We start from the raw sequence: 26713 nt of genomic DNA, 5'->3' as shown, positions 1-26713 counted from the left end.
GGTTGCTCCTGTCCTGTGCAGCGATCCGCTCGTCCGGCGCGCGCTGGTCGCCGTCGCGCCAGATCAGGGGACGAAAGGACCCTGCGGGATCCGAGGCTTGGTGATGGGGCCCAGTTGGCACGAAAGACAATGGCAGAACAGCGTCGTCTTCATTAGCTTTCCCAGGGGGGAGATACTCTGGCCAACTGTATTCCTCCTGCGGCCCGCTGTGCTGCGCAGCGGCGTCCCCCTTGCTCTCAAGACTTTGAGATTTAAATGGGTCCCCGGGAGCAACGTCTGGCGCTGACTGGCCGAGCCGCTTGATCTGCTGGTGAAACGTCCCAACGGGGCTTTCCTTAACCGCGTCTCGGGCCTGTCGGTCCATGAGTTCAAAGTTCGTGAGATTATTTGCCGTTCCGAATGTATTGTCACCCCTGAGGCGGGTTTGTAGTGCCTGCCGATTGACGACGAGGTTGTTGAGGTTCAGGTTATCTGGCTGCGATTGCAATCGCCCAACCAGCGCCCGCGTGCCGTCCACCACGTAGACTCCGCAATCCACCACGTTGCTCTGCTGGGCGATGCGGGATACGCCCACGCGGGTCTCCAGGCTGGCGCCCAGATTTTCTGCGAGCTCTTTTGCAAGCGTGTCATTGCATCCGTTGTAGGAGTCATAATGATAGGCAACCGGCCGTTCCCGGTCGCTGCGATCAACGAACAGCAGCGACCAATGGGTGCCGCGCTCCGCAAGAGTCTTACCGCCATCGCTCACTGGCACGAACAGGAAGTCGGCTGTGTCGTTACCGTTCTGATGGACGATGCGCTGGAATGCGCTTAGCATGACGCTCTCGGAGCCCAAGCGCAGATGATAATTGGCTACGAGGGGATCCACGAACCGCGTCCGGGCGGCGAGATCTGGATTGTTCCCCTGCAACTCCTGCTCCAGGAGTTGGTAATCCCTCTGGATATGTTCGTCGCCTAGCCATTCCAATGCGCCGAGCACCCGCCCGTCTTTAGCTTTCCCAGGGGGCCTCTCTGGCCGACCCAATGCCTCCTGCGTCCCGCTGCGCTGCGCAGCGGCGTCCCCAATGGCACGAGCCTCCATGCCGACTGCGTCTTCCGGACGAGCAGCAAGGGCANCTGCGCAGCGGCGTCCCCAATGGCACGAGCCTCCATGCCGACTGCGTCTTCCGGACGAGCAGCAAGGGCAATTTCGCGCCCGGGTGCGAACTTCCGGAGATGAGCTAGTGCACTGATCCTCCGGTTACCACCGGAGTTCACATAGCGCTTGGCATCTTCATCCAGCGACCCCTCGTGAAGCCGATCCGCAATCCCCGGCTTTTTGTTTTCATGCAGGTATTCACTGAAACGTATAAGAGTAGATCCATAGACCTGAATGGTACCGCGATTCGGCCCGGTCGCAGGCGCTTCTTTGTACTCTTTGATGAGAGCCGCTGTGTAATCTCTGATGAGCGCGGCGTCGGCAGGGTAGGGATTCCGGACAGGGCGGTCGACCACTGGCGCTCCGCCCGCCAACGTCTTGAGACGACCCAGTGCTCTAGCCACGATCGAGGGGCCACCCCTGCTCTCGTACTCCGAGGGGCCACCCCTGCTCTCGTACTCCTTGCGATCCTGATCCAGCGACGATTCGTCAAGCCGAGCAGCAAATCCCGGCCTGTTATTGTCAAAGAGCCAACGACCAAAGCCGAGAAGAGAATTTACATGGCGCTTGACCGTGCTCTCCTTGACCTTACCCGCGTAAGCTGACCTCAGCCCTTCGACAACGGTCGCATCGTTGGAATAGAGGGGACCCTTGTCGCGACCGGAGACCCCTATTGGAGGATCTGGCTGCACCGCCGCCGGCACAGAACGAGCATGGTCACGCAACTCGGACGGTGCGGGGGGATTCAGATCAACCACTGACGAATCCGGCGCATCATGATGGCGCGCCCTTGAGTGACCCGGCTGCAGCACCGAGGCACCCAGCATCGACCCACTGCCTCCGGCGTACGGCGCCGCGGCGTGTTCTTGTCCGCTCCTNCGCGCCGTTGAGTGACCCGGCTGCAGCACCGAGGCACCCAGCATCGACCCACTGCCTCCGGCGTACGGCGCCGCGGCGTGTTCTTGTCCGCTCCCTTGCATCATGGGCTGCGCTTCCCATGGCAATGCACCCACTTGATGGGTGGGGGCCTGCATCAGCACGCGAGCGCCTGAATTGCCGATCTCGCTCAGCTGCGGCTCAGTGGCAACGTCCTGCAGACGACTGTTCAGGGGCCTTTGCCTCTTCGCTGGTCTCAACTCCGCTGTATCATGCTCACGGTTGATGAGGACCTCCTCGCTTGATAGCTGGTTGCTCCTGTCCTGTGCAGCGATCCGCTCGTCCGGCGCGCGCTGGTCGCCGTCGCGCCAGATCAGGGGACGAANGAGGCTTGGTGATGGGGCCCAGTTGGCACGAAAGACAATGGCAGAACAGCGTCGTCTTCATTAGCTTTCCCAGGGAGCTCGCGCCCGAGTTCGGACTTCCGGAGATGAGCTAGTGCACTGATCCCACCGGAGTTGTTATAGCGCTTGGCATCTTCATCCAGCGACCCCTCGTGAAGCCGAGCCGCAATCCCCGGCTTTTTGTTTTCAACCAGGTATTCACTGAAACGTCTAGGAGCAGATCCATAGGTCTGAATGGTAGCGGGATTCGGCCCGGTCGGCGCTGCCTTGTACTCTTTGATGGGAGCCGCTGTGTAATCTCTGATGAGCGCGGCGTCGGCAGGGTCGGGATTATTCAGGACAGCGGCGCGGTCCAGCACTGGCGCTCCGCCCGCCCACGTCTTGAGATGACCCACTGCTCTAGCCACGTCCGAGGAGCCACTCTTGCTCTCGTACTCCTTGAGATCCGGATCCAGCGACTCCTCGTGAAGCCGAGCAGCAAATCCCGGCCTGTTATTATCAAAGAGCCAACGACCAAAGCCGAGAAGAGAATTTACATGGCGCTTGACCGTGCTCTCCAATGCTGACCTCAGCCCTTCGACAACGGTCGCATCGTTGGAATAAAGAGGACGCTTGTCGGGACCGGAGACCCCTATTGGAGGATCTGGCTGCACCGCCGCCGGCACAGAACGAGCAGGGTCACGCAACTCGGACGGTGCGGGGGGATTCAGATCAACCACTGACGAATCCGGCGCATCATGATGGCGCGCCGTTGAGTGACCCGGCTGCAGCACCGAGGCACCCAGCATCGACCCACTGCCTCCGGCGTAGGGCGCCGCGGCGTGTTCTTGTCCGCTCCNTTTCGGCCACCGCGGCCTCGCCAACCGCGGAGGGCGTCTCCTCAGCCCTGGCGAACGCTGGCCCGGCAGGCGCCGCCGGCACAGAACGAGCATGGTCACGCAACTCGAACGGTGCGAGGGGATTCAGATCAACCACTGACGAATCCGGCGCATCATGATGGCGCGCCCTTGAGTGACCCGGCTGCAGCACCGAGGCACCCAGCATCGACCCACTGCCTCCGGCGTAGGGCGCCGCGGCGTGTTCTTGTCCGCTCCCTTGCNTGGCTACGAGGGGATCCACGAACCGCGTCCGGGCGGCGAGATCTGGATTGTTCCCCTGCAACTCCTGCTCCAGGAGCTGGTAATCCCTGTGGATATGTTCGTCGCCTAGCAATTGCAATGCGCCGAGCACCCGCCCGCTGGGGTCGCCGAAAACACCAAAAAACCCTTCGACCGCGGGGGACATCCCCTCAGGAAAGAGCTCTGGCGAGGCGGAATTCCCCGCCCGCAAGCTGGGCGGAGCGAATTCCGGTGGCCTCAGTGGCACCTCCTCGCTTGGTAGCAGGTTGCTCCTGTCCTGTGCAGCGATCCGCTCGTCCGGCGCGCGCTGGTCGCCGTCGCGCCAGATCAGGGGACGAAAGGACTCTGCNCAGCACCGAGGCACCCAGCATCGACCCACTGCCTCCGGCGTACGGCGCCGCGGCGTGTTCTTGTCCGCTCCTGAGTTGCGCCTCCCATGGCGATGTATCCACATGATGGGTGGGGGCCTGCATCAGCACGCGAGCGCCTGAATTGCCGATCTCGCTCAGCTGCTTAGCTTTCCCAGGGAGATACTCTGGCCGACCCAATGCCTTCTGCGGCCCGCTGTGCTGCGCAGCGGCGTCCCCAATGGCACGAGCCTCCATGCCGACTGCGTCTTCCGGACGAGCAGCAAGGGCAATTTCGCGCCCGAGTGCGGNCTGCGCAGCGGCGTCCCCAATGGCACGAGCCTCCATGCCGACTGCGTCTTCCGGACGAGCAGCAAGGGCAATTTCGCGCCCGAGTGCGGCGTACGGCGGGAACTTCCGGAGATGAGCTAGTGCACTGATCCACCGGTTGCCACTGGAGTCCAAATAACGCCTGGCATCTTCATCCAGCGACCCCTCGTAAAGCCGAGCCGCAATCCCCGGCCTGTTGTTTTCATGCAGGTATTGACTGAAACGTCTAAGAGTAGCCGCATAGTCCTGAGTGGTTTTGGGATTCGGCCCGGTCGCAGGCTCTGCCTCGTACTTTTTGATGAGAGCCGCTTTGTAATCTCTGATGAGCTCGGCGTCGACAGGGTCGGGATTCAGGGCAGCGCGGCCCACCATTGGCGCTCCGCCCGCCGACTCTTTGAGACGACCCAGTGCTCTAGCCACGTTCGAGGAGCCACTCTCGCGCTGGTACTCCTTGAGATCCTGATCCAGCAACGGATCGTCAAGCCGAGCAGCAAATCCCGGCTTGTTATTATCAAAGAGCCAACGACCAAAGCCGAGAAGAGAATTTACATGGTCCGTGACCGTGCGCTCCCCGACCTTACCGGCATAGAGTGCTGACCGCAGCCCTTCGACAACGGTCGCATCGTTGGAATAAAGAGGACGCTTGTCGCGACCGGAGACCACTACTGGAGGATCTGGCTGCACCGCCGCCGGCATAGAACGAGCATGGTCACGCAACTCGAACGGTGCGGGGGGATTCAGATCAACCACTGACGAATCCGGCGCATGATGATGGCGTGTTTCCCCGGGAATAACGTCCCGTACGAACACCGAGTCTGGGTTGCCTTGGTCCGGCGCGACTGGAGCCAGGGCTCTGTCGTGCAACGCTCGCGCTGACTGGCCGAGCCGCTTGATCCGCTGGTGAAACGTCCCAACGGGGCTTTCCTTAACCGCGTCTCGCGCCTGTCGGTCCATGAGTTCAAAGTTCGTGAGATAATTTGCCGTTCCAGATGTATCGTCACCCATGAGTCGGGTTTGTAGTGCCTGCCGATTGACGACGAGGTTGTTGAGGTTCAGGTCTGGCAGGTCTGGCAGGTCTGGCTGCCATCTTTGCAATCGCCCAACCAGCGCCCGCGTGCCGTCCACCACGTAGACTCCGCAATCCCACTCGTTGCTCTGCTGGGCGATGCGGGGTAAGTCCACGCGGGTCTCCAGGCTGGCGCCCAGCCTTTCTGCGAGGTGTTTTGCAAGCTTGTCATGCCATCCGCTGACGGAGTCATAATGATAGGCAACCGGCCGTTCCCGGTCGCTGCGATCAACGAACAGCAGCGACCAATGTTTGCCGCGCTCCGCAAGAGTCTTACCGCCATCGCTCACTGGCACGAACAGGAAGTCGGCTGTGTCGTTACCGTTCTGATNCGCGCTCCGCAAGAGTCTTACCGCCATCGCTCACTGGCACGAACAGGAAGTCGGCTGTGTCGTTACCGTTCTGATTATGGACGATGCGCTGGAATGCGCTTAGCTTGTCGCTCTCGGAGCCCAAGCGCAGATGATAATTGGCTACGAGGGGATCCACGAACCGCGTCCGGGCGGCGAGATCTGGATTGTTCCCCTGCAACTCCTGCTCCAGGANGTCCTGTGCAGCGATCCGCTCGTCCGGCGCGCGCTGGTCGCCGTCGCGCCAGATCAGGGGACGAAAGGACTCTGCGGGATCCGAGGCTTGGTGATGGTGCCCAGTTGGTACGAAAGACGATGGCAGAACAGCGGCGTCTTCATTAGCTTCCCCAGGGAGCTTCTCTGGCCGACCCAATGCCTTCTGCGGCCCGCTGTGCTGCGCAGCGGCGTCCCCAATGGCACGAGCCTCCATGCCGACTGCGTCTTCCGGACGAGCAGCAAGGGCAATTTCGCGCCCGAGTGCGGCGGACGGCAGGAACTTCCGGAGTTGAGCTAGTGCAATGATCCTCCGGTCACCACTGGAGTCCTTATAGCGCTTGGCATCTTCATCCAGCGACTCCTCGTGAAGCCGAGCCGCAATCCCCGGCTTTTTGTTTTTATGCAGGTATTCACTGAAACGTCTAAGAGTAGCTCCATAGTCGTGAATGGTTTGGCGATTCGGCCCGGTCGCAGGCGCTCCCTTGTACTCTTTGATGAGAGCCGCTTTGTAATCTCTGATGAGCGCGGCGTCGGCAGGGTCGGGATTCAGGACAGCGCGGCCCACCATTGGCACTCCGCCCGCCGACTCTCTGAGACGACGCAGTGCCACAGCCACAGTCGAGGAGCCACCACTGCTCTCGTACTCCTTGAGATCTTCATCCAGCGACTTCTCGTGAAGCCGAGCAGCAAATCCCGGCTTGTTATTTTTAAAGAGCCAACGACCAAAGCCGTAAAGAGAATTTACATGGCGCTTGACCGTTTCCTCCTTGGCCTTACCCGCGTAGAGTGACCTCAGCCCTTCGACAACGGTCGCATCGTTGGAATAAAGAGGACGCTTGCAGCCGCGACCGTCGGAGACCACTACTGGAGGATCTGGCTGCACCGCCGCCGGCACGGGGGAACGAGCATGGTCACGCAACTCGAACGGTGCGGAAGGATTCAGATCACCCACTGACGAATCCGGCGCATGATGATGGCGCGCCGTTGAGTGACCCGGCTGCAGCACCGAGGCACCTAGCATCGACCCACTGCCTCCGGCGTACGGCGCCGCGGCGTGTTCTTGTCCGCTCCCTTGCATCATGGGCTGCGCTTCCCATGGCANTTTCGGCCACCGCGGCCTCGCCAACCGCGGAGGGCGTCTCCTCAGCCCTGGCGAACGCTGGCCCGGCAGGCGCCGCCGGCACAGAACGAGCAGGGTCACGCAACTCGGACGGTGAGGGGGGATTCAGATCAACCACTGACGAATCCGGCGCATGATGATGGCGCGCCGTTGAGTGATCCGGCTGCAGCACCGAGGCACCCAGCATCGACCCACTGCCTCCGGCGTACGGCGCCGCGGCGTGTTCTTGTCCGCTCCCTTGCATCATGGGCTGCGCTTCCCATGGGGCCGCGCCTTCGATGAGGCTCAGGTCTCCCTGAGACGGATGAGGATGGAACGGGTCTGGCAGAGCCGGAACGGCGGGGGCGGGAATTTGGGCAGCGGCTTGGCGCGCCTCGCCCGAGCGCTGCTCAAAGCCCTCTTGCCCGGCCTGTGCCGCTTGCTCTTGAGATGCCGGGGGCTGCACCTGCCGCCAACCTGTTACATTGGATAGGTCAAATTTGTGCCGGTTCACGCTAGCCTCACGTCCACAGATCAGCTGAGCAACCTACTCGGGCATACTTACGAGAAGCTGACGAGGTCCGCGGTCCCGGAGCGGGTAGGCCTAATTTTCTGCGCGCCGATTGCGCTGGCGCGACGTAGCCCAGCCTTTTGCCAGCTCGGCAGCTACGGCTCGCAAAGAGCGTCGTAAGGCTTGCGGAGCCGCCCCTCAGCTCCCGTCGAGGAGCAATCCACAATTCACATATTTGGAGATGGCTCGCTGGTTTACCGGTCTGCGAGCCCTGCAAGCCCATGCTTCAGATGCCGCCCGTGCAGAGGTATTTCATTTCGAGGTAGTCCTCGAGGCAATGGCGGGAACCCTCCCGCCCGATGCCGGACTGCTTCACTCGGCCGAAAGGCGCGGCTTCCGACGACATGCGTCCCGTGTTCATACCACTATGCCATATTCCAAGGCCTCGGCGACACGCCAAACACGCTTCCGTTTGAGGCACAAATGTGGGGGAAGGCCGTAGATCGTGTCGTTGGCCTCATGCACGACCTATCCGCATCGTCGAAGCAATCACAGGCGCCAGCCGCCCGAATGTCTCTTTCTTGCGCGATGGTCATCTCGCTGGAGACAGGACCGATAGTTCGACGTGCCATTCGCGCGATGCGTTTGCCCCCGCATCGAATTCTGCGGCCTTTCGCGACGGCATGGGATTCGATTTTGGCCAGAGCCTGCCTGTCGATCAGCGCACCGATCGCCACTCCGGAGCAAAGCCCTCGCCAACGATAAGTGGCGGACTTTCTCCACGAACTCTCGACAAACACCTTCGTGAACGCCTGACTGGACGGGGGTAGCCATGCCGAACAGGTCGCATAACCACGCCATCGTTCGGCGACTGCAGCCGCGAAGCGTCTCGAACACATCGGCTCGATGCGGTTGCGTCCAGAATGCATCAGCGAGCGGCGGGAGTCTTCGCTATATTCGCCCCCGACATCCCGAAGTCCACCAGCTTGCCTGCCAAAAAGGGGTGTTGCATGAATAAACCCGCTTTCGTCGCCGTCAGCCGCGTGCCCAGGAAGGACGACAGTCTCCATAGCAAGAATGCGAGATGATCATCGTATTCAGCGGCAGCGTGCCGGCGAAATTGGGTTTTCGGCAAGCCAAATAGCGCGATGCAGAAGGATGGTGAGGATTTCGCGTCCGCCACTGCGATGCATAGAGCCACCCTTCGCAACCGACCAGCGCAACAAAGCTCGTTATGCGGCGCGTAGGTTCGTAGACGCTTATCCAGTATCGAGATAACAAGGCCGCTGCGCAGGAACGAACTCTGAGAGCGCACCCTGCGAGAGGTTGCGCTTGCTGACGCGGCTGTGGAAGAAGCAGGGGCTCGCGCCGAAGCGCATGATCACCGACTAGCTTCGCTCGTATGGAGCGGCAAAGCGACAGATGATGCCGGACGTCGAGCACCGGTCGCACAAGGGGTTGAACAACAGNGGGTCCGATCGCCGGGAGGCCTGCAACGCTTCGTCTCGACCTTGTCAGCCCTCCGCAACCTCTTCGTCCCCCGCCCCAAACGTTCTGCTCTCGCCATACATGTTCATCGCTTGCAAGCCATCGCCGAATGGAAGGCCGTGACTGGAACGCCCGCAACGATGGATTGCTAACGGCGAACTCATGCTGGTCGGCAAGGCGATACTGGCTGGAGCATCAACTCGGCCGACGAGAGTGGCCACACCATCCTAGACAGGATCGGCCGATATGCCCGGCATCGCCGCTCTGCAAAAAGCACAGCGGGCATCCAGACGTTGCCGGGTTGACTATGGGTGTCCGAACCGCGAAAAGAGGCCGCTCTTTATGAGTGGCGTGCGCTGGCAGTCTAACCCCAAGCCCCCCGCCCGGGCTGCCGGCGCGCTTCTAGGAACATCGAGGTAGATGACGAGACTCCGAACTACATTTCCAAAGCTATCGGTGGATTCACATTTCAAGCCCAATCGATTTCCTACAGCCAGGCGCGAACGTTCGATTGGAACGTTCAGAATTCACATCAAGGTGCACCGCTGTTGCGTCCCGAACAGGTGCGGCTGCTCAATGACGAGTACGAAATCGTTCTCATCAAGGTCTGCCACCATTAAAATTGAGGAAGGTGCGATATTTTTCGGATCGCATTCTGAAACGCATCTTTGAAAGCCAGACAGGCGCCCTCCCGGAGCCGACGCCCTTGACGAAAGCAGACGGGGGGCTCTCCACAGAATCAACTCGATGAGCCGCTGCGTGGATTGGCGCAGGACTTTGACGATACAGTTTGATGTGAGGCTAGTATGAACCCGCGAAATAGTAATCCATCCCGTGTAACAGCTTTGTCGCAGGTGCAGGACGCCGGCTTGGAAGACGGGCAAGCGGTCCAGGCCCGGCGAGTGGGCTTTGAGCNAGCTTTGTCGCAGGTGCAGGACGCCGGCTTGGAAGACGGGCAAGCGGTCCAGGCCCGGCGAGTGGGCTTTGAGCAACACGTGTCCGAGGCGCTCCGGCCGCTGTTCGATGGTCGAGCTGACGAGCCGCCTACCGGTCCAGAGGAGCTTCTGCGACTGGAACAGGGGTTTCGCGAGGTGCTTCAGCGAGGGCAGGATCATCAAGCCGCCTCGTCTTTTTTCAGCGATCCAAGGATGCCCGCTGGACGGGATGACCCCAAGGGAAGCGTGTCGGACGCTTTCGCAGCAGCCGGCTCTAGGCACGCCGGAGTTGAGGCCGCCGCCTCGCCAGTGTTAGCTGCCAGCCAACAGCAGATCCGGCCCTCGCCAGTTGCGTTTGACCGACCGGTATCATCCTCGGCTGCTGCAGGCGTGCGCTTGTATGCCCCTTCGATGATCTCTCGGAAGACCAGTTCCGAAAACTGCGATCAGTTGCCCGCCTTGTGCTGCCGCCTCGCCGTCGAGGTCGAAACGCCCGCGAATCAATGGAAGGTCAGCGGGCCATGGGGGCAGAGTGCAACGGTGTCTACACCGCCTATTTGAGGGGAGAGGTACACTTGGCTTTCCTGTTCCAGCAGCATCCGGCCGCACACCGACGCGATGGGGAGCTAGAATTCAAATCGGACCTTCGCAAGGCACGCACCGCGGATCAAACGCCGTTCGTTTGGGAAAAATGGCTCAGTACCGACAAAGCTTCTGTAATGGCCCTAGTGGCCTCGGTTGCGCTCTTGGTCGCGATACAGTGGCAAGACCCCCAGATCAACGAGGCGGTCCTAAGCGAACTGCGGACGATTCAGATCAACTACGCATTGCTCCAGCGAGACGTCGCCCGCGCCGACATGGTATTGGACTTCCGTTCCGTTGCTTCTACCGGGCAAGCATTAAAAAGGAACCTTCAAAACTACCAACGCCTTGTTGAGATTTCGCCCAATGAGAGCTCCGGGGTGCACTCCAGGTTGCTTGCACAGCTCAAAAAGTCCCTCGAAAACACAGAAGCTGCCATCTCGGCCTCGGCCGCGCAAAATGAGCTTCTGCAAAGCTCTCTCGTACGCTTTGCTCGCTCGGCTAATCGCCTTCGGGGGGGAGTGTCGAACAGGCCTGAATTTTCCAATCTGATCCTTCAATTTTCGGCCAGACCGGGATTCAGCCTCGCATTACAAATCGATCAGTCTCTCGGCCGACTTCCTCCTAGCCAGGACCAAGTCACGGAGGATGTGGCCCGCGAGGGCCGCGCTATCCTGTCCTCAATGTTGAGGTTGGACCGCGCTGTCAATCGGATCCCATCCTTCGACACGTTCGCCAAGGCTGCCGAATTGGAGCGAGAACATCTGAAAGCCTACAGCTTCGCCAGCGCGCAAGCGCAGCGTACACGACTTTTCTTTGGCTTGGTGTCCATATGCCTCTGCTTGTTTGCGACCATTCGAGCCTCCACGCTGCATGTGCGGACGAACCGGTTGGAAAGGCGGTTAGAGCTTGAAGCGGCAATGAGTGAGATCGAAGCTTGCTTCATCGACAGTCAAGCAACGAAGGCTTCGCGGCGCTTCTCCACCGAAGCAGCGCTTAGACTCATTCAATGCGTTTTCGATGCGGATCAATGCGCGCTTGCTCTGGTGGATCCGAGTATCAGCAGGAATACCGAGTACTTTGTCGCGAACAAGCGCATGCGCGTCTGGAACGCCACGCTAATCCATGAAGTCGTCTCACTTGTACACCCGGAACAGCCAGTGTTTCGCGTCGTTCCGGCGTCGGAAGTGGTTCGGACTGCCGTAGGCACTACCGGTGTTTGTCAAATTGTTGGGTGCAGGGCCTCCGATCAGCAGGCTGCGGTTTGTATCCTTGTTTTTGAAGGAGATCGCTCACCACCCTCCACAGACGACCTCCTGGTTCTGGCGAGCGCTACTGTGCGTTTAGGCAACCATCTTGAAATGCAACGTGTACACACGGAACGTAACCTTTTTGAGAGTCGATGGGAGCATGCGGAAAGGCTGACGGCTGTCGGCACAATCGCAAGCGGCGTTACACATGAATTCAATAATGTTCTAGGAGCAATAGTCGGCTACGCAGAGATGGCTAAAGGTCTTGTGCGCCGCCCCTCGAGAATTCGGGGCCACATCGGCCAAATTATCTTGGCCAGCAACCGAGCCAAGCTGATTATTGATCAAATTTTGTCACTAAGCCGAAATCGGAAGCGCGTGACGATGCCTTTCGACGTCTCGGAGAGTGTAATGGATCTCGCGCCATTGCTGCGGGTTACACTTCGTGCGGATGTTCAGTTGAACTTCAAGATCAACGAGTGGCAAACGGTGATCGAGGGCAGCCCGACCGAGATACAGCAGATCCTTATGAATCTATGCAAGAACGCGTCGGAGGCTCTCTTGAATGAGGGCCGTGTCGAGATTAGCGTTTCTCGCGCTCACGTCTGTCAAACGAAGCCCGTGGCTAAGGGCACCTTGAAACCGGGAGATTACGTTCTCCTCTCCATCAGCGACGATGGCCAAGGAATCGCAAGTTCGGTGCTTCCGCACATCTTTGAGCCCTTTTTTACCACGCGCTCTCGCGTCGGCGGGACCGGACTGGGTCTTGCTGCAGTGGACCGCCATGTGAGCGCGCTCGCAGGATGCCTTGACGTCACCTCGGCTGTTGGCCGAGGTACACGCTTCGATCTCTACTTACCGGCCTGCGCTGAGGAGCAGGTCAGAGCTGATAGCGCTTCCGGTCCATACGATGGATCACTTGGCAATGGAGAAATCATTGCAGTCGTGGAGCCCGATCCAGCAGCGTTGGAGATCTACAACGATAAGATCGCCGCGCTTGGTTATAAGCCTGTCGGCTTCGCGACCTTCGAAAGTCTTTGCGACTGGATCGAGAGCGGGAAGGCAGCCGACCTCCTAATTTTCGATCAAGCGACTTTCCTCGGGCCAGGACAGCCCGAAGCCGTACGTACCACCCTGATGACGGTGCCCATCATCGTCGTTGGTGGAAGCGACCCCATGCCGATCACATCTGGTAATCAGACCTTCGTCCTTTGGCTAGCCAAACCGGTCTCGTCCAGGACGATGGAGCATGCAATTCGTAGGATGATAATGGCATGATGCCGCCGACGCGCTCAGGCTACCGAGCTACCGAGGCAATCGGAGGCGGAGCCGGCTGGGAACCAGCAAATACAAGAGCGTCGGACGATCTCTGCGCACCCGGCTCATGGCGAGTTCCCCTCGAACACTGTCGTCGGCTTCCGCCCAAGGAAGGGCTCCCCGACCACGGCAAACCTGCCGCCGTGCCGCCAGCTACACCACGCCGCGGGACACGATCCACTATTCCGTCCTTGGCCAGCATCGCCAAACGCTCATCTGAACCGCGAAGACGGATCGGATNCGCCTCGATGAGGCGCTGGTTCTTTATTTGGGATGGGATATGCGAGTAGCCGAACAAGGCAAGCCGGTCGGGGCGCATGGCGACCGCTGCCCTCGCCGTCTCGACCCACTACTCCACCGTTTGACGCGGCAGGCGTCCCATGGTGATAACAAACCACCTTGCCGCTGAGCTCGCCTGTGTCTTTGCGTTATGCCAGTCCGTTCCGCTTAGATGTCTTGGCTGTTCCCGCCGAGACCTCACGCGCACCGTTTTATTCCCACCATCCCTCCCCGTCAGCTCCGCCTGGGAAATTCTGCCAGCTTGCCGGATCCGACGAGATAATGCAGCACTGGGACGGACTTTGCTCGCCAGCTAGCGACCGTGGTGATCTCTGCCAAAAGGACGAGGCCATGAACGCGATCGGCGCTAACGGTGGCGGTTTGTATAAGCCTTGGGGTGGGAACTGGGCCTTCTATGCTGGCGCCACATACAAGCTCAACGAGACAACTTCGTTCTACCTTCGGCTCTCCCGGTGACCAGCTCTCAGTAGCGTCGCGGCAAACGTTGCCCATGGGCTTCTTTTCGATTTCACAGCTACGGCGACTCCAAACTCAGCAGTCGGCAAGATGGAAGCTTCCAACGGGAACTGCCCAATGCGAACAAGAAGAGCAGTGTCGGCAGTAATCCTGCGCCTCGAACGCTCATCCTAACGCCGTGAAGCGTTGAGCTCCGAGGTTGAGCAGACCAAGCCCGCAACACGCTCCAAGAGAACGGCGCATAGAAGCCATACGAGATTGCAGCCTAGCCTCGGGGCCGGGACGTTGTGTCATATCAGACCGGTGGGGATGAAGCCTGCCATCCAGCACCCAGTCAGTTTCAGGTCAAACTTGAACTCCCAGTCGGGTCAGAACGCGATCAACTGGCAGTCCGACGCACTTAAAAATGACAAATGGACCGGGCGCGAGAGAACAAGCTCACACAGCATAAGCGAAGCTCCAGGCGAATCTTGCGCTGGCCGAGGCAGAACCATGTTTAAAGCTGCCTGTTTTCCACCTCGAACCTGTCTGAGTCCGGCCGATCGTCATAGATCGGCCAAAGCATCGGCCAGATGGCTCCCCCAATTACGGTTTGTGCATAGTTGTCAGTGCGATAGGCCTGCCGAACATCGGCCATGATCATCATCGGCAGCATCGATTTGTGTCCAAGCTTGGCAGCGGTGGCAGTGCCGAGGCCCGCAAGTCCGCATGCCGACGATCGGCCAGAAGATCGGCCAAACAATCTGGTCAACTGAAAATTTATGTTTATAATCACGCATTTGGCGGAACCCAAGATCGGCCGATATGGAAGAGAGCGTACAGCGCATCGAACCGGCACGCCTACCCGATGTATCCGAAACTATCTCGGATGCGCTGGTAGAGCTGTCGGCGACGTCGGCTGTTTTGGGCAAAAGCCTGCACTCGCGTACCGCAGCCAACCTAGCCGATCTCGTGCGCATCATGAACACCTACTACAGCAACCTGATCGAAGGCCACGATACGCGCCCGCGCGACATCGAACGGGCGCTGGTCGGAAACTTCGATCGAGACGAGAACCGCCGCAATCTGCAGCTCGAGGCGGCCGCGCACGTTCGCCTGCAAGCCGAGATCGACCGCCTGGCTGCCGATGGGCAGTTGCCGGAACCAGCATCGGTAGGTTTTCTTCGATGGCTGCACGCGGAATTCTATCGCGATGCCGAAGCGCCCATGCTGACCATCAAGGGTGCCGGCCGTGAGTTCGTCATGGCGCCAGGTGAGTGGCGATCGAAGCCAGAGCATGACGTCGCCATCGGCCGGCATGAACCGCCTTCGAGCGATCGCGTCAACGATTTCATGCAATACTTTGCCATGCGTTATCGCTTCGATAAGCTGGGCAAGGCCGGACGCATCCTGACCATTCCTGCCGCGCATCACCGCTTCAACTACATTCACCCGTTTCCGGACGGCAACGGACGCGTCAGCCGATTGATGAGCCACGCCATGGCCCATCAGGCCGGGATCGCCGCGCACGGGCTGTGGTCGATCTCACGAGGCTTGGCACGTGGCGTGAAAAGCCGAATGGATTACAAGAGCATGATGGATCATGCCGATATGCCCCGCCAGGGTGATCTCGACGGACGTGGCAACCTCTCCGAACGCGCGCTCGGCGATTTTACCTTATGGTTCCTGCAGGCGTGTATCGATCAGGTGAGCTTCATGACCGGACTGTTCGATCTCGACACGTTGGCCAAGCGGCTGTATCGCCATGTGGAGCGCAGTGGTCTGAAGCCCGAAGCCGGCCGCCTCGTGGAGGAAGCGCTCACGCGCGGTGAGTTTGACCGCGGCGAGGCATCCCGTATTAGCGGACTACCCGAACGTACGGCGCGTCGACTGTTCAATGACGTAATCGCGCTCGGACTATTGGCGTCGGAAACGCCAAAGGGCCCAGTGTCCCTACGCTTTCCGGCGGACGCTCTGGACGCGCTGTTTCCGAAGCTTTTTCCGGAAACCTAAAAGCATAGGGCGCTCACGATCTTAAGCCACTTCTCCTCGGAACCGGAAAGATTGTCGCCGGATCGCCCGAAGCCGCAGACCACCTCGTCGACAGCATGAGGATGTCGTGTTTGCGCAGCACCGCCTGAACCTTTGGAAAATAATCCTCCTGTGGCACCAGCATGCCGCCGGCGCCCATGATCGGCTCGGCGAGCGGATCAGGGCGTCGAGTTCCTGGGCCAGGCGCGTTGTCCGCCGGCCGGCAGACCATCCAGATAGTGAAATGGCCGCGCCGCGAATATGACGGGAAGCGGCGGCAGGTTGAAGGACTTGTGCATGTGCGGCAGGCCACTCAGCGCCGCGCCCGTGAGCGCCAGCGAGTGGTCGTCGGCGGGCTCGATGGCGCTATCAGGTCGGGGACTCGACCTCTATGATCATCACCGATTTAATTCAAATTTGTCTGTATATATTGACGATTGCACTACCTTCACCTCGTAAACGGCAATGCGGGCGGATAGAGAGGGTCCTATGATATGACAAGCGATTTTTCCGCCGCCCGAGGGCATTTAGATCGAGCGTATGACTACCTTTGTGGGGATGACCCGATGAGTCAAAGGGGCCGCGAAGCCTTGGATCTGCTAATTGAGGCGGTTGCCGTCGAAGAGTTCAAGCAGCCACGCCAAAGCGCGGAGGTGCTAAGGTTTCCGATCGGGCGCCGCTGCTGAGGTCATCTCCACGGCTGCCATGTAGCCTCAGGTGGCAGGGACTCGCCGCCCCGTGAGGGCCGGGAGAACGCATTGGCAAAAGGAAAGCCCACTTGCCAGACCCGCGCCGGCCGGCGTGGTAAGAAGGCCGGCGGATTCCCAAGCGGAGACATTGACGCCGGACTATGACGTTCTTTGCATCGGCAATGCAGCGCCGGCAACACCGCCGCCGGCGTAGGCAGCTTCGGCGGGCGCGCCGCCTTCTTCGGCAGGTGTGGAACGACCTCTCGGCGAGATCTACGCCCACGACATCCACGCCCAGGGCGTCGCCTTCGACACCGAACCGCTAGTGGGACAACCACCGACGGCATGCTCGATGATCTTCGTCACGCCCGATGGCGAGCGCTTATCTCGGCGCCTGCTTCGAACTCGGCCCCGACGATGTCGAACGGGACAAGGCTTCGGGCACCAAGGTCACTTATTTCGAGGGCTATCTGGGGGACCCGCCGCGCGCCAAGCAAGCGATCCGGCAGACCGCGCGGCTGGCGCATGCCGCTGGGCGCGAAGTGTCGATGACGCTGTCGTATTCGTTTTGAGTCGACCCCTACCGCGACGAGTTCGTCGAGCTGATCCGCTCAGGCACGGCAGCAGCAGGTCGTCTGGATCGCCGGGACTATCCGGGTGAGTACGTCGGGGTAGTGTGCTGAGAGTTCTGCAAATTCGCTGAGAGGGGGCGGTCATGGCAGGCTGGTGATTGTTCACGTCACCTGATTCCCGCGAAGGAACGCCACCATGACCAAGACTGAAGTTAAGACCGCCAGCGCTGCCGTCAAAGCAAGGGCATCGGGTTGGACGTGTCCGACGATCATGCCGGCCTGGTGGCAGCGATCGGCGAGGTGATCCCCGAAGCCGCCTGGCAACGCTGCTACGTGCACTTCCTCAGGAACGCGCTCGATCATCTGCCGAGGAAGCACGGCGACGACTGCCTGCAGGAATTGCGCTGGCTCTACGACCGGCGCGATCTCGCAGAGGCCAGGGCTGATCTTGCCGCATGGCTTGCCAAATGGTCGGCCCGCTATCCGGTCTGACAGGCTGGGCCGAGGATGCCATCGAACAAACCCTGACCTTCTTCAGGCTGCCGAGACAGCACCACAAGCATCTCAAATCCACGGATGACATCGACAACCCTGATTTCGACTTTTTCGATTCCTGTTGCGTTTCTTTGTTCGGCTCAGATGAGCCTGTTTCTTCGTCCCGGCCCACAGGATTTCCCACGCGAGCGTGTCGAGACGCAGTCAAGGCTGGCCGGTGCGATGGCGCCACGGCCGGCTGCGAGGTTTCCAGGCCACGCCTTGACGGCGTCGAGCACGGCGCCATTCTGGAGCGGACCGAGGGCGTCGGTCGTGCCGCCACATTTCCTTGTGCTATATTTGTCCGGCACGACGACCACGTGGCAAAGAGTGGTGCGAGAGGATGAGAGTGCCGCCACGCAGCCGTTATAGTCGTTCCTCGTTTGTGGCGTCCGTGCGCCGCTTCGGCCCTCGTGACCGCCAATGCCGAACCATTAGCTCGTAGGCACGCTCGGCATTCTCGGCCGCGGCTTTCTCGCTGTTTCGCAACTCCTTCACGTTGTAGGCGTAAGCCGAACCGCGGCGACCGACACCGCGCTCGCCCGGCGCGCCGGCCTTGAGAGCGAGCTGCCTCTGCTTTGCCGCCACCAGCGCCGGGCGAGCCCAGAAGTAGTCCTGCTCCTTTGTCAGCAGATGCCAGATCAGCACGGCGAGCTTGCGGGCGACCGCCACAGCTGCGACCTGATGACCACGCTTGTTACGGATGCGTAGGAAGAAGGCCCTGAGCGGTCCGGGCGCCTTGGCCGCCGCCCAGGCGGCCTCGACCAGCATGGCGCGGGCATGGGAACGCCCATGTTTGCTGATCCGGCCATATTGCGCCAAGCCAAGACCGGATTGGCGCACACGCGGATTGAGGCCGAAGTAGCTCACCAGCTTCTGCGGCTCGCGGAACCGCCGGATGTCGCCGACCGCGGCGATGATACCGCTCGCGACGATGACGTTGACGCCGGTGATCGTCTGAAGCCGCCGGACTTGCGCATCATCAACCGCTTCCCGGGCGATGTCGCGATCGAGGTCAGCCAGATCCTCGGCCAGGCGATCGATCTCGCGGATGTGGCGGGCGATAGCGGCCCGCTCGTCGTCGGGAAGCACCTGCCGCTCGAGCCAGGCGCGACCGCGATTGTTGAACAGATCGGCATGCGGGCACTTCGGCACTAGGTGCGCCTGCAGGATGCCATGCACCTCGTTCTTCACGCGCGTGCGATGCCGAACTACCTGGTTGCGCCGCGCGACGAGGCGGCGAAGCCGCTCGGTCCGCTCGTCAGGTACCCAGACCTCCGGCAGAAAGCCGCTGGCATGGAGCTGCGCCAGAACGCCGGCATCGATCTTGTCGGTCTTAATCCTGGCATGGGCGATCGCCTTCACCTGCATCGGGTTTGCGACAATCACCCGGCCGACATAGGGCGACAGAACCCGCACCACCGCCATGGCGTTGCCCGTGGCCTCGACGACAACCTCATCCGTCCGTCGCAAACTGCGGCCGAACCCGTCCAGTCCCGAACGGGTCATGTCGACCCGTCCGTGATGGCGCAGCCGGCCGTCTTCCCAAACCACCACCTCCGCAAAGGTGCGGTGGATGTCCATTCCAATCACACGTCTCATCGGCTCCCTCTCCTCAAACAGTCGGGAGCCGGCGGGCGACGCGACACCTACGGATCCGCGCTCTCGGCGCAACCGGGCAGGTCGCAGGGGCGGCCAGCTACTAACGCGAGCTCGCAGCTCATCGAATACATCGGCCTGCCCGCACTTGGCGTGCTCCCGGTGCCCCTGTCCCGGATGGTCGCACCATACGCCGAAAATCGCTCATCTCCAGCGGGGATCGGATGGCACCGTCATGATCATACCGGTTACCAACACGCTGGAGCGGCTCAACGAGGAAATCCGCCGGCGCACCTATGTCGTGCGCATCTTCCCCAATACCGAAAGCTGCCTGCGCCTGGTCAGGGCCTTGGCCGTCGAGACCAATGAAAACTGGATGGAGGCCAACCGATACATCAACATGGACGACCTGCGCGAGCACAAGAAGCTCGCTCTGCGCCAAGCCGCATGACCAGCATCATGGCCGCCCCATTTTGCAGAACTTGACGCACACAACCCGCTTTGCTCTCTCTACAAAGGCATCGGAGTTGCCGAGCCGCCACCGCCTTACATGCCACTGAAAGCGCCAGCCCGATGCTGACTCGCGCCATGTGAATTGAGAAGGGAGATCGAGCCGGCTGCGAGTGAGCCCAGGCTGAGATCTAAGCTCATCCACGTGCATGATCAGCTTACGACGGGTAGTCACGGCGTGGATGTGCCCGCGGTTAGGGGGCGTATCCAAGTAAACCCGCTGGGTAGATTGCAGTTCGGAATCCGAGGCACGCTCGCTGCCCGTAGCGATTTGAGGACAGCATTGTACACGATCCAACGCAATGACCGGCCGTCCGGTCTCTCGTGCAATTTAAATTGAAACGTCTGTCTTGCCGCTGCAGGTCGGCCCGTAAATCAAATGGATTAGCATGTGTTTACCGCTTAGAAGCCCTTGTTTTTCGAACTAACTGCCGACAAGAAACTGGATAGGCTGTTCTCGTCGTTCGGTCCAGTTCACCTCGCCTATGTCGACATTTTACGGCGCTTCACTAACCGGGCACCGCACGATGGCAACTCGTTCTCTCCGGCAAAAGATACTCCCTGTGTTAGCTTCCGTGTTGTGTGCTTGCCCTCACCTGCGGGATACGTAAGGCCATCCCTAAAAGCATCGAATGCGGCAGCGACAGCGCGAACCCCAAAGCGATGCTCCCGCCGTACGCGGACAAAACCGTTTTCGAAGTCCACTATTCCGTCCTTGGCCAGCATCGCCAAACGCTCATCTGAACCGCGAAGACGGATCGGATCAGATCCGTGGGCGACACAGATTGCCGGCACGTCAGCCTCGAAATCGCACATTAATCGCTCGATGATTGCGGCTCGCANCGCCTCGATGAGGCGCTGGTTCTTTATTTGGGATGGGATATGCGAGTAGCCGAACAAGGCAAGCCGGTCGGGGCGCATGGCGACCGCTGCCCTCGCCGTCTCGACGCACGACTCCACCGTTTGACGCGGCAGGCCGTAGATGAGGTCGAAGTTGATCCGGTTTACTCCATGCCGGCGCAGCATTTCCACGGCAGCCGACGTCTGGGCCTCGCTCTGGATTCGGTTGATCGCTTTTTGAACAATGGGATCGAAGCTCTGTACGCCCAGGCTCGCGCGGTTCACGCCGGCCGCTCCCAAGCCTTCCGCCATCTCGGGCGTGAGCGTGCGTGGATCGATCTCGATGGCGACCGTAGCTGTTTTCGAGATGGCGAAGCGGCATCGCAGGAACTCCATCAGAGCGAGGAACTCGGCTGGTCCGATGAGAGACGGCGTTCCGCCGCCGAAATGTATGTCGCTCACGGGCAGCGTCTTCGGTACTCGCTCGCAAACCAGACGGATCTCGTCACGCAGCGCCGCCAGATAGTTGAGGATGGGCGCATCATGGCGGGTGATGGTGGTTGGGAAGCCGCAATACCAGCAGGCTGATCGGCAGAACGGAACGTGCAGATAGAGTGACACCGGATCCTCAGCCGGCAGGTTCCTGAGCCATGCCTCATAAGCCTCGGCGCCGACCGCCCCGGAGAACTCCGACACAGCCGGATAGATAGTGTACCAAGGCAGCCGGGCCTCTCGAAATTTCGTGGTCTGCAAAGGCACAATCCCATACTGATAACAACCAACCCTACCCACCGCGCCCCCCTGGGTCCTTGCGCTATGTCAGTCCGTTCCGTTTGGGCTCGAATCTAGATCTTTTTAGCAATGGGCGCCGTTCAGTCTTAGGCTGGACAGCGATGGTCTGAGCACCTGGTCACCGACTGATGATGGTGATCCGTCAGACCCTCACGCGCCCCTTTTGTTCGACTATCCCATCCCTTCCCTTCACCTGCGCCTCGGAGATTCTACTGAGCGCAGCTGCCGCAATGGGCGAGACATACGGGCTTGGGACCAGATTTTGCTCGCCAGATAGTGCCGGCCCCCTTAGTGAACTCTGCCATGTCGATGAGCTCGTTGTTTGAATTGCTGGCAAGATGCATTAGCTGTGGCGCGCCGCTTTCAGGACGAGAACCTGCTCGGCGCGACAGTCCTGTCCGCCGCAATGCCAAGGCAGGCGCCCTACTGGCTTTGATGCAAGGCTGCAGCGCGTAGTTGTCGACCATCAGCTCGCCAAAATGACGGCGTCGTGCCGAGCGGTCCCGCCGCATGATGCCTCAACGTCGGGCTCACCACAAACAATGCTCTCCCCATGAACGAAACTGTCGCGAAGCGAACAGTCGAACCGTAGCCGAAACGTTTTCCGTTCGTGCTTGGGTGGATCCGCAAGGCAAAAACAAGGAAGTGCGAACCAAGGTCCGCCCGCACAATTGAGCTTCAAGCCGCAGCTGGTCGTCAGGCTGGCACGTCATTTGCGGTCGAATGCAGGACCGTTTGTGACGCCTACCTCTACCAGCTGAGTTGACTGTGATGATTGTACAAAACTTTGCACACCTCCATTTCGGCGATAATTACGTTATCGGCAGCTAAAACCAAATATTTTACAACAATGACCAGAGTACATTCTAGTCCTTCCTTCAGGGCTTAGCTGACGGCCCAGCACAACTGCGCGCGTTTCAAAGTTGTTCTCAGAATCACTCGTGTTATTAAAGCGGAGATCGACAATGACCATTAGGAGCCTCCTCCTCGGCTCAACTGCGGCACTGATTGCCGTTTCCAACGCTCGCGCCGTCACCACCGCCGCCGAGCCTGACCCGACTGAGTACGTCAAGATCTGCAACGTCTACGGCTCGGGCTACGTCTACATTTCAGGCACCGAGACCTGCCTGCGAATCGGCGGCTCTGTCCGTTACAACGTCGGATTGTTTGATCACGCAAGAACCTCGGATGTGAGGACTGGTGAGCATCAGGGCACATGGCAAAACAACACGCGCTTCACATTGAAAACTTGGACCGGCCAGGAGACCGAACTCGGCACGTTGAAGACCTACACCGAAACCCGCATGAACTTCGGCAACCGCCACACTTCGGTTTCGGACAGTTCTCGGTCCTATGCCTTCAACGGAGACAGCACCTTGACTTTCGCCTGGATTCAGCTTGGTGGCCTCCGAGTTGGTAAGGACTGGTCGGCCTTCGACATGTTTATTGGCGGCGCGGGTGACGTACTCAACCAGACGCCGGTTCCGTACGGCTCTTTCGATACCAATGTGGTTCAGTACTACTTCGACGCCGGGAACGGCTTTTCGGCCGTGGTTTCGCTCGAAGAAGGCTCGGGCGTGGTCGGCACAATCGACAGCTACGCACCGCACGTAGTCGGCGGCTTGAAATACACACATGGCTGGGGCGCGATCACCGGCGTTGCCGCTTATGATAGCAACTACGAATCGGTGGCCGCCAAGGTCCGTGTCGACATCAATGTCACCAACGAACTGTTGCTGTTCGGAATGCTCGGCTACGGTTCCAACGGCAAGCTCAACGACGACTCCACGAACGCCATCGACGCTCATGGTCGCGGCTTCTATAAGAGTTGGGGCGGGAACTGGGCTTTCTGGGCTGGCGCCACTTACAAACTCAACGAGACAACTTCGTTCAACCTTCAGCTCTCCGGTAATCAGCTCAAGAACCATGGTGTCGCTGCAAACGTCGCGTATGCGTTTCTTCCAGATTTCACAGTTACGGCGGAACTCGACTATGGCCGATACGGTAACTTCGCCGTCGGCAAGGTGGACGGCGCTTCCAACATGAATTGGACCAACGCCAACAAGAAGAGCAGTGTCGGCGGAATGCTGCGTTTCGAACGCTCATTCTAACGGATGAAAGGGCGCTGAGGCAGGCATCGCATGTACTTGTCGTCGGCGGATCGGACTCCAGTGGGGGTGCCGGAATCGCGCGCGATATCGAGACGCTCTCCTCCATGGGCGTGCGCAGCTGCCTTGCCGTCACTGCGGTGACGGTGCAAACACACGACAGCGTCACGGACATCCTTCATCTGCAACCCGGTCTGGTGGCCGATCAGATGCGTGCAGCGATCTCGCGGGCGTCGCGGCGTAGTGAGCGCGGGCGCGGCCGTGATGATCGTGGCGGGAGGGAGAGGTAAGGAGCGTCTTTCCTTTGAGAATTCGCGTTTACGGGTACCCACGATGCACAACGGGCGAGTTTTTCAAAGAGGCGCGTCCTCCTTCGAAGCGCTTCGGAGGGCCAGGCTCTAGGCTCGCCCCGAGCCCCTGCGTAGCCTGCGGGGGAGCTGGGTCTCGGCCCATCCGGGTAACGATCCTTCGCGCGGCTATGGAAACGATCGCATTTGCCGATTGTCGCATAAAAAACTTGTTATCGCCCGACTAAAAAAACTTGCAACTCCACAGCATCATTGACTTGTCGCCTATCAGCACTATATACTTGGAGTCGCACAGCTCTAAAAACTTGCAAAGGCACGGCCATGGCCAAGCCCCATGAAAAACTCGCTGTATCACTGGCCGTCCTCAAAGAGCTGCAGGAGGGTGGGCGGCGCATATTCAAATCAGATGAGCTGACCCGCGTCCACCGGGAGCGGCTGCTGCAGAACGGGTTCCTGCGCGATGTTATCAAAGGCTGGCTCATGTCGACCGGCCCGCAGGCACGGCAGCAAGACACCACCCCTTGGTACGCGAGCTTCTGGGAGTTCTGCTCCCTTTACTGCAATGACCGGTTCGGCAAGGACTGGTTCCTCTCACCGGAGCAGTCGCTGCTTCTGCACGCGGAAGCGCCCACTATTCCGCCTCAGGTGGTGGTGAACACCCCCAAAGGCACGAATAACAAAATCGACCTGCTGTTCGGCACTTCGCTCTATGACCTCAAGGTCAAGGAGATGCCGGCCGAACTGACAGAGAAAAACGGCCAGCGCGTGTTCACTGTCGAGGCCGCCCTTACCCGGGTGCCGGAAGCGTTCTTCCAGCGCGCCCCTATCGAGATGCAGATCGCCATGGCGTCGGTGCGCGACGTATCAACCGTTCTGGCCCTGCTGCTTGATGGCGGCCATTCCGCCGTGGCGGGACGGCTTGCGGGGGCCTTCCGTCGCGTAGGACGCGACTCCTTTGCCGATGAAATCGTGGCCGCCTTCAAAGCCGCCGGCTATGACGTGCGCGAATCCGATCCGTTCGCGGGACAAATTGGAGTGACAACTATTGCGGCGGGCGTACCGCCGTTGGTCGCCCGCCTGCGCGCGATCTGGCAATCGCAGCGCGAAGCCATCATCGAGATATTCCCGAAGGCACCCGGACTGCCGTCCGACAAAGACGCCTATATGAAGTTCGTCGAGGATATCTACGAAAGCGACGCCTACCATTCGCTGTCGATAGAAGGGTACAGCGTCACCCCGGAACTCATCGACCGGGTGCGCGAGGGGAGCTGGAATCCGGAGATTGATGAAGAGGACCGCAAGAACCGAGATGCGCTTGCCGCGCGTGGCTACTACCTCGCATTCCAGAAGGTCAAAGACTCTGTTGCCGCGATCATCAACGGCAAGCCAGCCGGCGCGTTGACGCGGGACACTCACCGGGAGTGGTACCGGGAGCTGTTCGCGCCGTCAGTGACCGCCGGCATCCTCAAAGCCAGCGCGCTTGCGGGATATCGCAATCACCCTGTGTACCTGCGCGGCTCGCAGCACGTGCCGCCGCGTACCGAAGCGGTGGCCGATGGTATGAATGAGCTGTTCGACCTGCTGGAGGCGGAGAAGGAGGCCTCCGTGCGTGCCGTGCTGGGGCATTGGCTTGTGGGCTATGTGCACCCCTATCCGGACGGCAACGGACGAATGGCGCGGTTCCTCATGAACGCGATGCTGGCTTCAGGCGGTTACCCCTGGACAGTCGTCAGAGTCGATGACCGGAAGGCCTACCTCGCAGGGCTGGAGGAGGCGAGCGGCAATATGAATGTGAAAACGTTCGCCGCCTTTCTCGGCGAACGGGTGAAGTGGTCTATGGAGAAGGCGGCGTGAGGTCGGTGGTGTGCCATGTTTAACTTGCTTGTCTCGGGCCACGGCGAGTGGTGGGAAACGCCGCCGTTCACGTCAACCATTGACCGGTTCAAGGAATCTAGCGGCGCCGAGGCCGAGGCTATCGACCTCGCGCCCTGAAACATTGCGCCGGCTGGAGGAAATCCCGGCGCTTTTGATGTACGAAGTCGGGGCGGGAGGCCCGCACGCGCGCGTGGTCCGGCACAGCCGCATACGCAATATCGTTCGGCGCGGACACGAACTGGCCTTCACCTTCGAGCCCGATCCGAAACATGCCTTTCTCGACCGGTCAGCGGTGTTGAGAATTGCGGACCGGCTGGGCATTCAACAGTTCGAACAGCACCGTACGCACTGGGCGATCAAGGATGGTGACATTCCGGCCGAGCTGATTGCCACCAGCACCGCTGAACGGGCGCAGCGCACCGTTGCCGTGGTTGCGGCAGAATATGCAGAAGCGCGCCGCGAGGGACGAAGGAGAGAAGCTGCCGAACTGGCCGAAGAACTGGAGGATTTTCCTCCCTCGCTGGAGAAAGCACTGTCGCTCGTGCCGGCGCGTATCCTTCAGCAGCCGACACCCAAATTATACCCGATCCTTGGGATAGAGCCCCGCACGCCCGAAGGCCGCAACGCCGTCGTGGCCGTCGTCGCAAGGGATCACAATGGGCAGGACTTGCCTGCCGACTGGTCTTATTCGCTGGCGTGGTTCCTGGACCTTTACGGCAGCGCGACGGAAGCGGGGCGCCTTGACGGCGCGCTGGCCGAATGCGCAACGCATATGATCGCGCTCGGCACTGGCGAGGGAGAAGCCGCCGCCCCGGTTGAAGATATCGGCTACGCACTCTGGCGATGTTCGCGAAGCCCGAAACTTATCGGCGATCTGGCCGGGAATCGCTGAGATAGCGCAGGAGGTTTTTTCGCTTACCAAAATCAACTGGAACTCGACCCAGATCAACCAGAAGCTTCCCATTCCCATTCTAGCAGCCAGAAGAGTGGGTGAGCTCTTTAAATATCTATCCGAGGAATCGACAACTCAGACTATCGCAAGTATACATAGTTTTTTTGTTATAGAGTCTGCTCGGCTGCAGGCAAAGAGCCC

At 60.1% G+C, this 26713-nt stretch carries 12 protein-coding genes and 8 pseudogenes; 13 read left to right on the top strand and 7 right to left on the bottom strand.

Translation table 11 applies throughout. The annotated features are described in order from the left end of the window. The 3 genes from X773_RS76790 to X773_RS78495 all read right to left on the bottom strand — a co-directional run. The coding region (locus X773_RS76790; RefSeq protein ID WP_245274819.1) for a Ulp1 family isopeptidase at positions 1-979 on the bottom strand (979 nt) is incomplete at its 3' end. 2727 nt (positions 980-3706) lie between these two features. Beyond that, positions 3707-5638 carry a Ulp1 family isopeptidase gene (locus tag X773_RS78500; RefSeq protein WP_023679708.1) on the bottom strand — a complete coding sequence of 644 codons (1932 nt, stop codon included), beginning with the start codon at positions 5636-5638 and terminating at the stop codon, positions 3707-3709. A 2103-nt stretch (positions 5639-7741) separates the two neighbouring features. Continuing rightward, the gene (locus tag X773_RS78495) at positions 7742-7876 is read right to left on the bottom strand and encodes an aldehyde dehydrogenase family protein (protein WP_023671820.1); all 135 of its coding nucleotides are present in this window, start codon (positions 7874-7876) and stop codon (positions 7742-7744) included. Positions 7877-8754: 878 nt separating this feature from the next. Between X773_RS78495 and X773_RS78490 the strand changes: the two are divergent. From X773_RS78490 to X773_RS68345, 3 genes and pseudogenes are all read left to right on the top strand, one after another. Further along, positions 8755-9095: pseudogene (locus X773_RS78490) on the top strand (hypothetical protein); the annotation flags it as partial. A gap of 267 nt (positions 9096-9362) precedes the next feature. Continuing rightward, positions 9363-9694 (top strand): annotated as a pseudogene (locus X773_RS75355) (type IV secretory system conjugative DNA transfer family protein); the annotation flags it as partial. Between the two features lie 759 nt (positions 9695-10453). After that, positions 10454-12988, top strand: a complete 2535-nt coding sequence (locus X773_RS68345) for a two-component system VirA-like sensor kinase (protein ID WP_031212674.1) — start codon at positions 10454-10456, stop codon at positions 12986-12988. A gap of 283 nt (positions 12989-13271) precedes the next feature. On the opposite strand, the pseudogene X773_RS78485 reads toward X773_RS68345, so the two are convergent. Together X773_RS78485 and X773_RS76770 are read right to left on the bottom strand one after the other, a co-directional pair. Beyond that, positions 13272-13406: pseudogene (locus X773_RS78485) on the bottom strand (radical SAM protein); the annotation flags it as partial. An 873-nt stretch (positions 13407-14279) separates the two neighbouring features. Further along, positions 14280-14438: a hypothetical protein gene (locus tag X773_RS76770; protein ID WP_023679701.1), complete on the bottom strand. Its 159-nt coding sequence runs from the start codon at positions 14436-14438 to the stop codon at positions 14280-14282. A 149-nt stretch (positions 14439-14587) separates the two neighbouring features. Here X773_RS76770 and X773_RS68335 point away from each other — a divergent pair, with 149 nt between their 5' ends. The 4 genes and pseudogenes from X773_RS68335 to X773_RS68315 form a co-directional block, all read left to right on the top strand. Continuing rightward, positions 14588-15775 carry a Fic family protein gene (locus X773_RS68335; protein WP_023679700.1) on the top strand — a complete coding sequence of 396 codons (1188 nt, stop codon included), beginning with the start codon at positions 14588-14590 and terminating at the stop codon, positions 15773-15775. 512 nt (positions 15776-16287) lie between these two features. Then, positions 16288-16479 carry a hypothetical protein gene (locus X773_RS78475; RefSeq protein WP_023679698.1) on the top strand — a complete coding sequence of 64 codons (192 nt, stop codon included), beginning with the start codon at positions 16288-16290 and terminating at the stop codon, positions 16477-16479. Positions 16480-16668: 189 nt separating this feature from the next. Then, a pseudogene (locus X773_RS68320) lies at positions 16669-17051 on the top strand (PfkB family carbohydrate kinase); the annotation flags it as partial. A 243-nt stretch (positions 17052-17294) separates the two neighbouring features. Then, positions 17295-17641: pseudogene (locus X773_RS68315) on the top strand (transposase); the annotation flags it as partial. A 313-nt stretch (positions 17642-17954) separates the two neighbouring features. On the opposite strand, the gene X773_RS68310 reads toward X773_RS68315, so the two are convergent. After that, a complete protein-coding gene (locus X773_RS68310; RefSeq protein ID WP_156937449.1) occupies positions 17955-19172 on the bottom strand; it encodes an IS110 family transposase in 1218 nt (405 codons plus the stop codon). Positions 19173-19437: 265 nt separating this feature from the next. Here X773_RS68310 and X773_RS68305 point away from each other — a divergent pair. Further along, positions 19438-19638: pseudogene (locus X773_RS68305) on the top strand (transposase); the annotation flags it as partial. A gap of 674 nt (positions 19639-20312) precedes the next feature. On the opposite strand, the pseudogene X773_RS68300 reads toward X773_RS68305, so the two are convergent. Next, a pseudogene (locus X773_RS68300) lies at positions 20313-21290 on the bottom strand (radical SAM protein); the annotation flags it as partial. A 1004-nt stretch (positions 21291-22294) separates the two neighbouring features. Between X773_RS68300 and X773_RS68295 the strand changes: the two are divergent. The 5 genes and pseudogenes from X773_RS68295 (at position 22295) to X773_RS68285 (ending at position 26512) form a co-directional block, all read left to right on the top strand. Next, on the top strand, positions 22295-23440 hold the full coding sequence (locus X773_RS68295) for a porin (RefSeq protein WP_023679692.1): 1146 nt from the start codon (positions 22295-22297) through the stop codon (positions 23438-23440). A gap of 14 nt (positions 23441-23454) precedes the next feature. Beyond that, positions 23455-23664: pseudogene (locus X773_RS75340) on the top strand (bifunctional hydroxymethylpyrimidine kinase/phosphomethylpyrimidine kinase); the annotation flags it as partial. Between the two features lie 402 nt (positions 23665-24066). Continuing rightward, a complete protein-coding gene (locus tag X773_RS68290) occupies positions 24067-25599 on the top strand; it encodes a Fic family protein (RefSeq protein WP_023679690.1) in 1533 nt (510 codons plus the stop codon). A gap of 15 nt (positions 25600-25614) precedes the next feature. Continuing rightward, entirely contained in the window at positions 25615-25737 is a 123-nt protein-coding gene (locus X773_RS79165; RefSeq protein WP_023679689.1) for a hypothetical protein, read from the top strand. A 37-nt stretch (positions 25738-25774) separates the two neighbouring features. Beyond that, complete coding sequence (locus tag X773_RS68285; RefSeq protein ID WP_031212671.1) at positions 25775-26512, top strand: hypothetical protein; 738 nt, start codon at positions 25775-25777, stop codon at positions 26510-26512. Positions 26513-26713 lie beyond the last annotated feature (201 nt).

Origin of the sequence: Mesorhizobium sp. LSJC280B00 (assembly GCF_000502835.1) — a bacterium.
Classification (GTDB): domain Bacteria; phylum Pseudomonadota; class Alphaproteobacteria; order Rhizobiales; family Rhizobiaceae; genus Mesorhizobium.
This window is presented reverse-complemented; position numbering and strand designations above follow the sequence as displayed.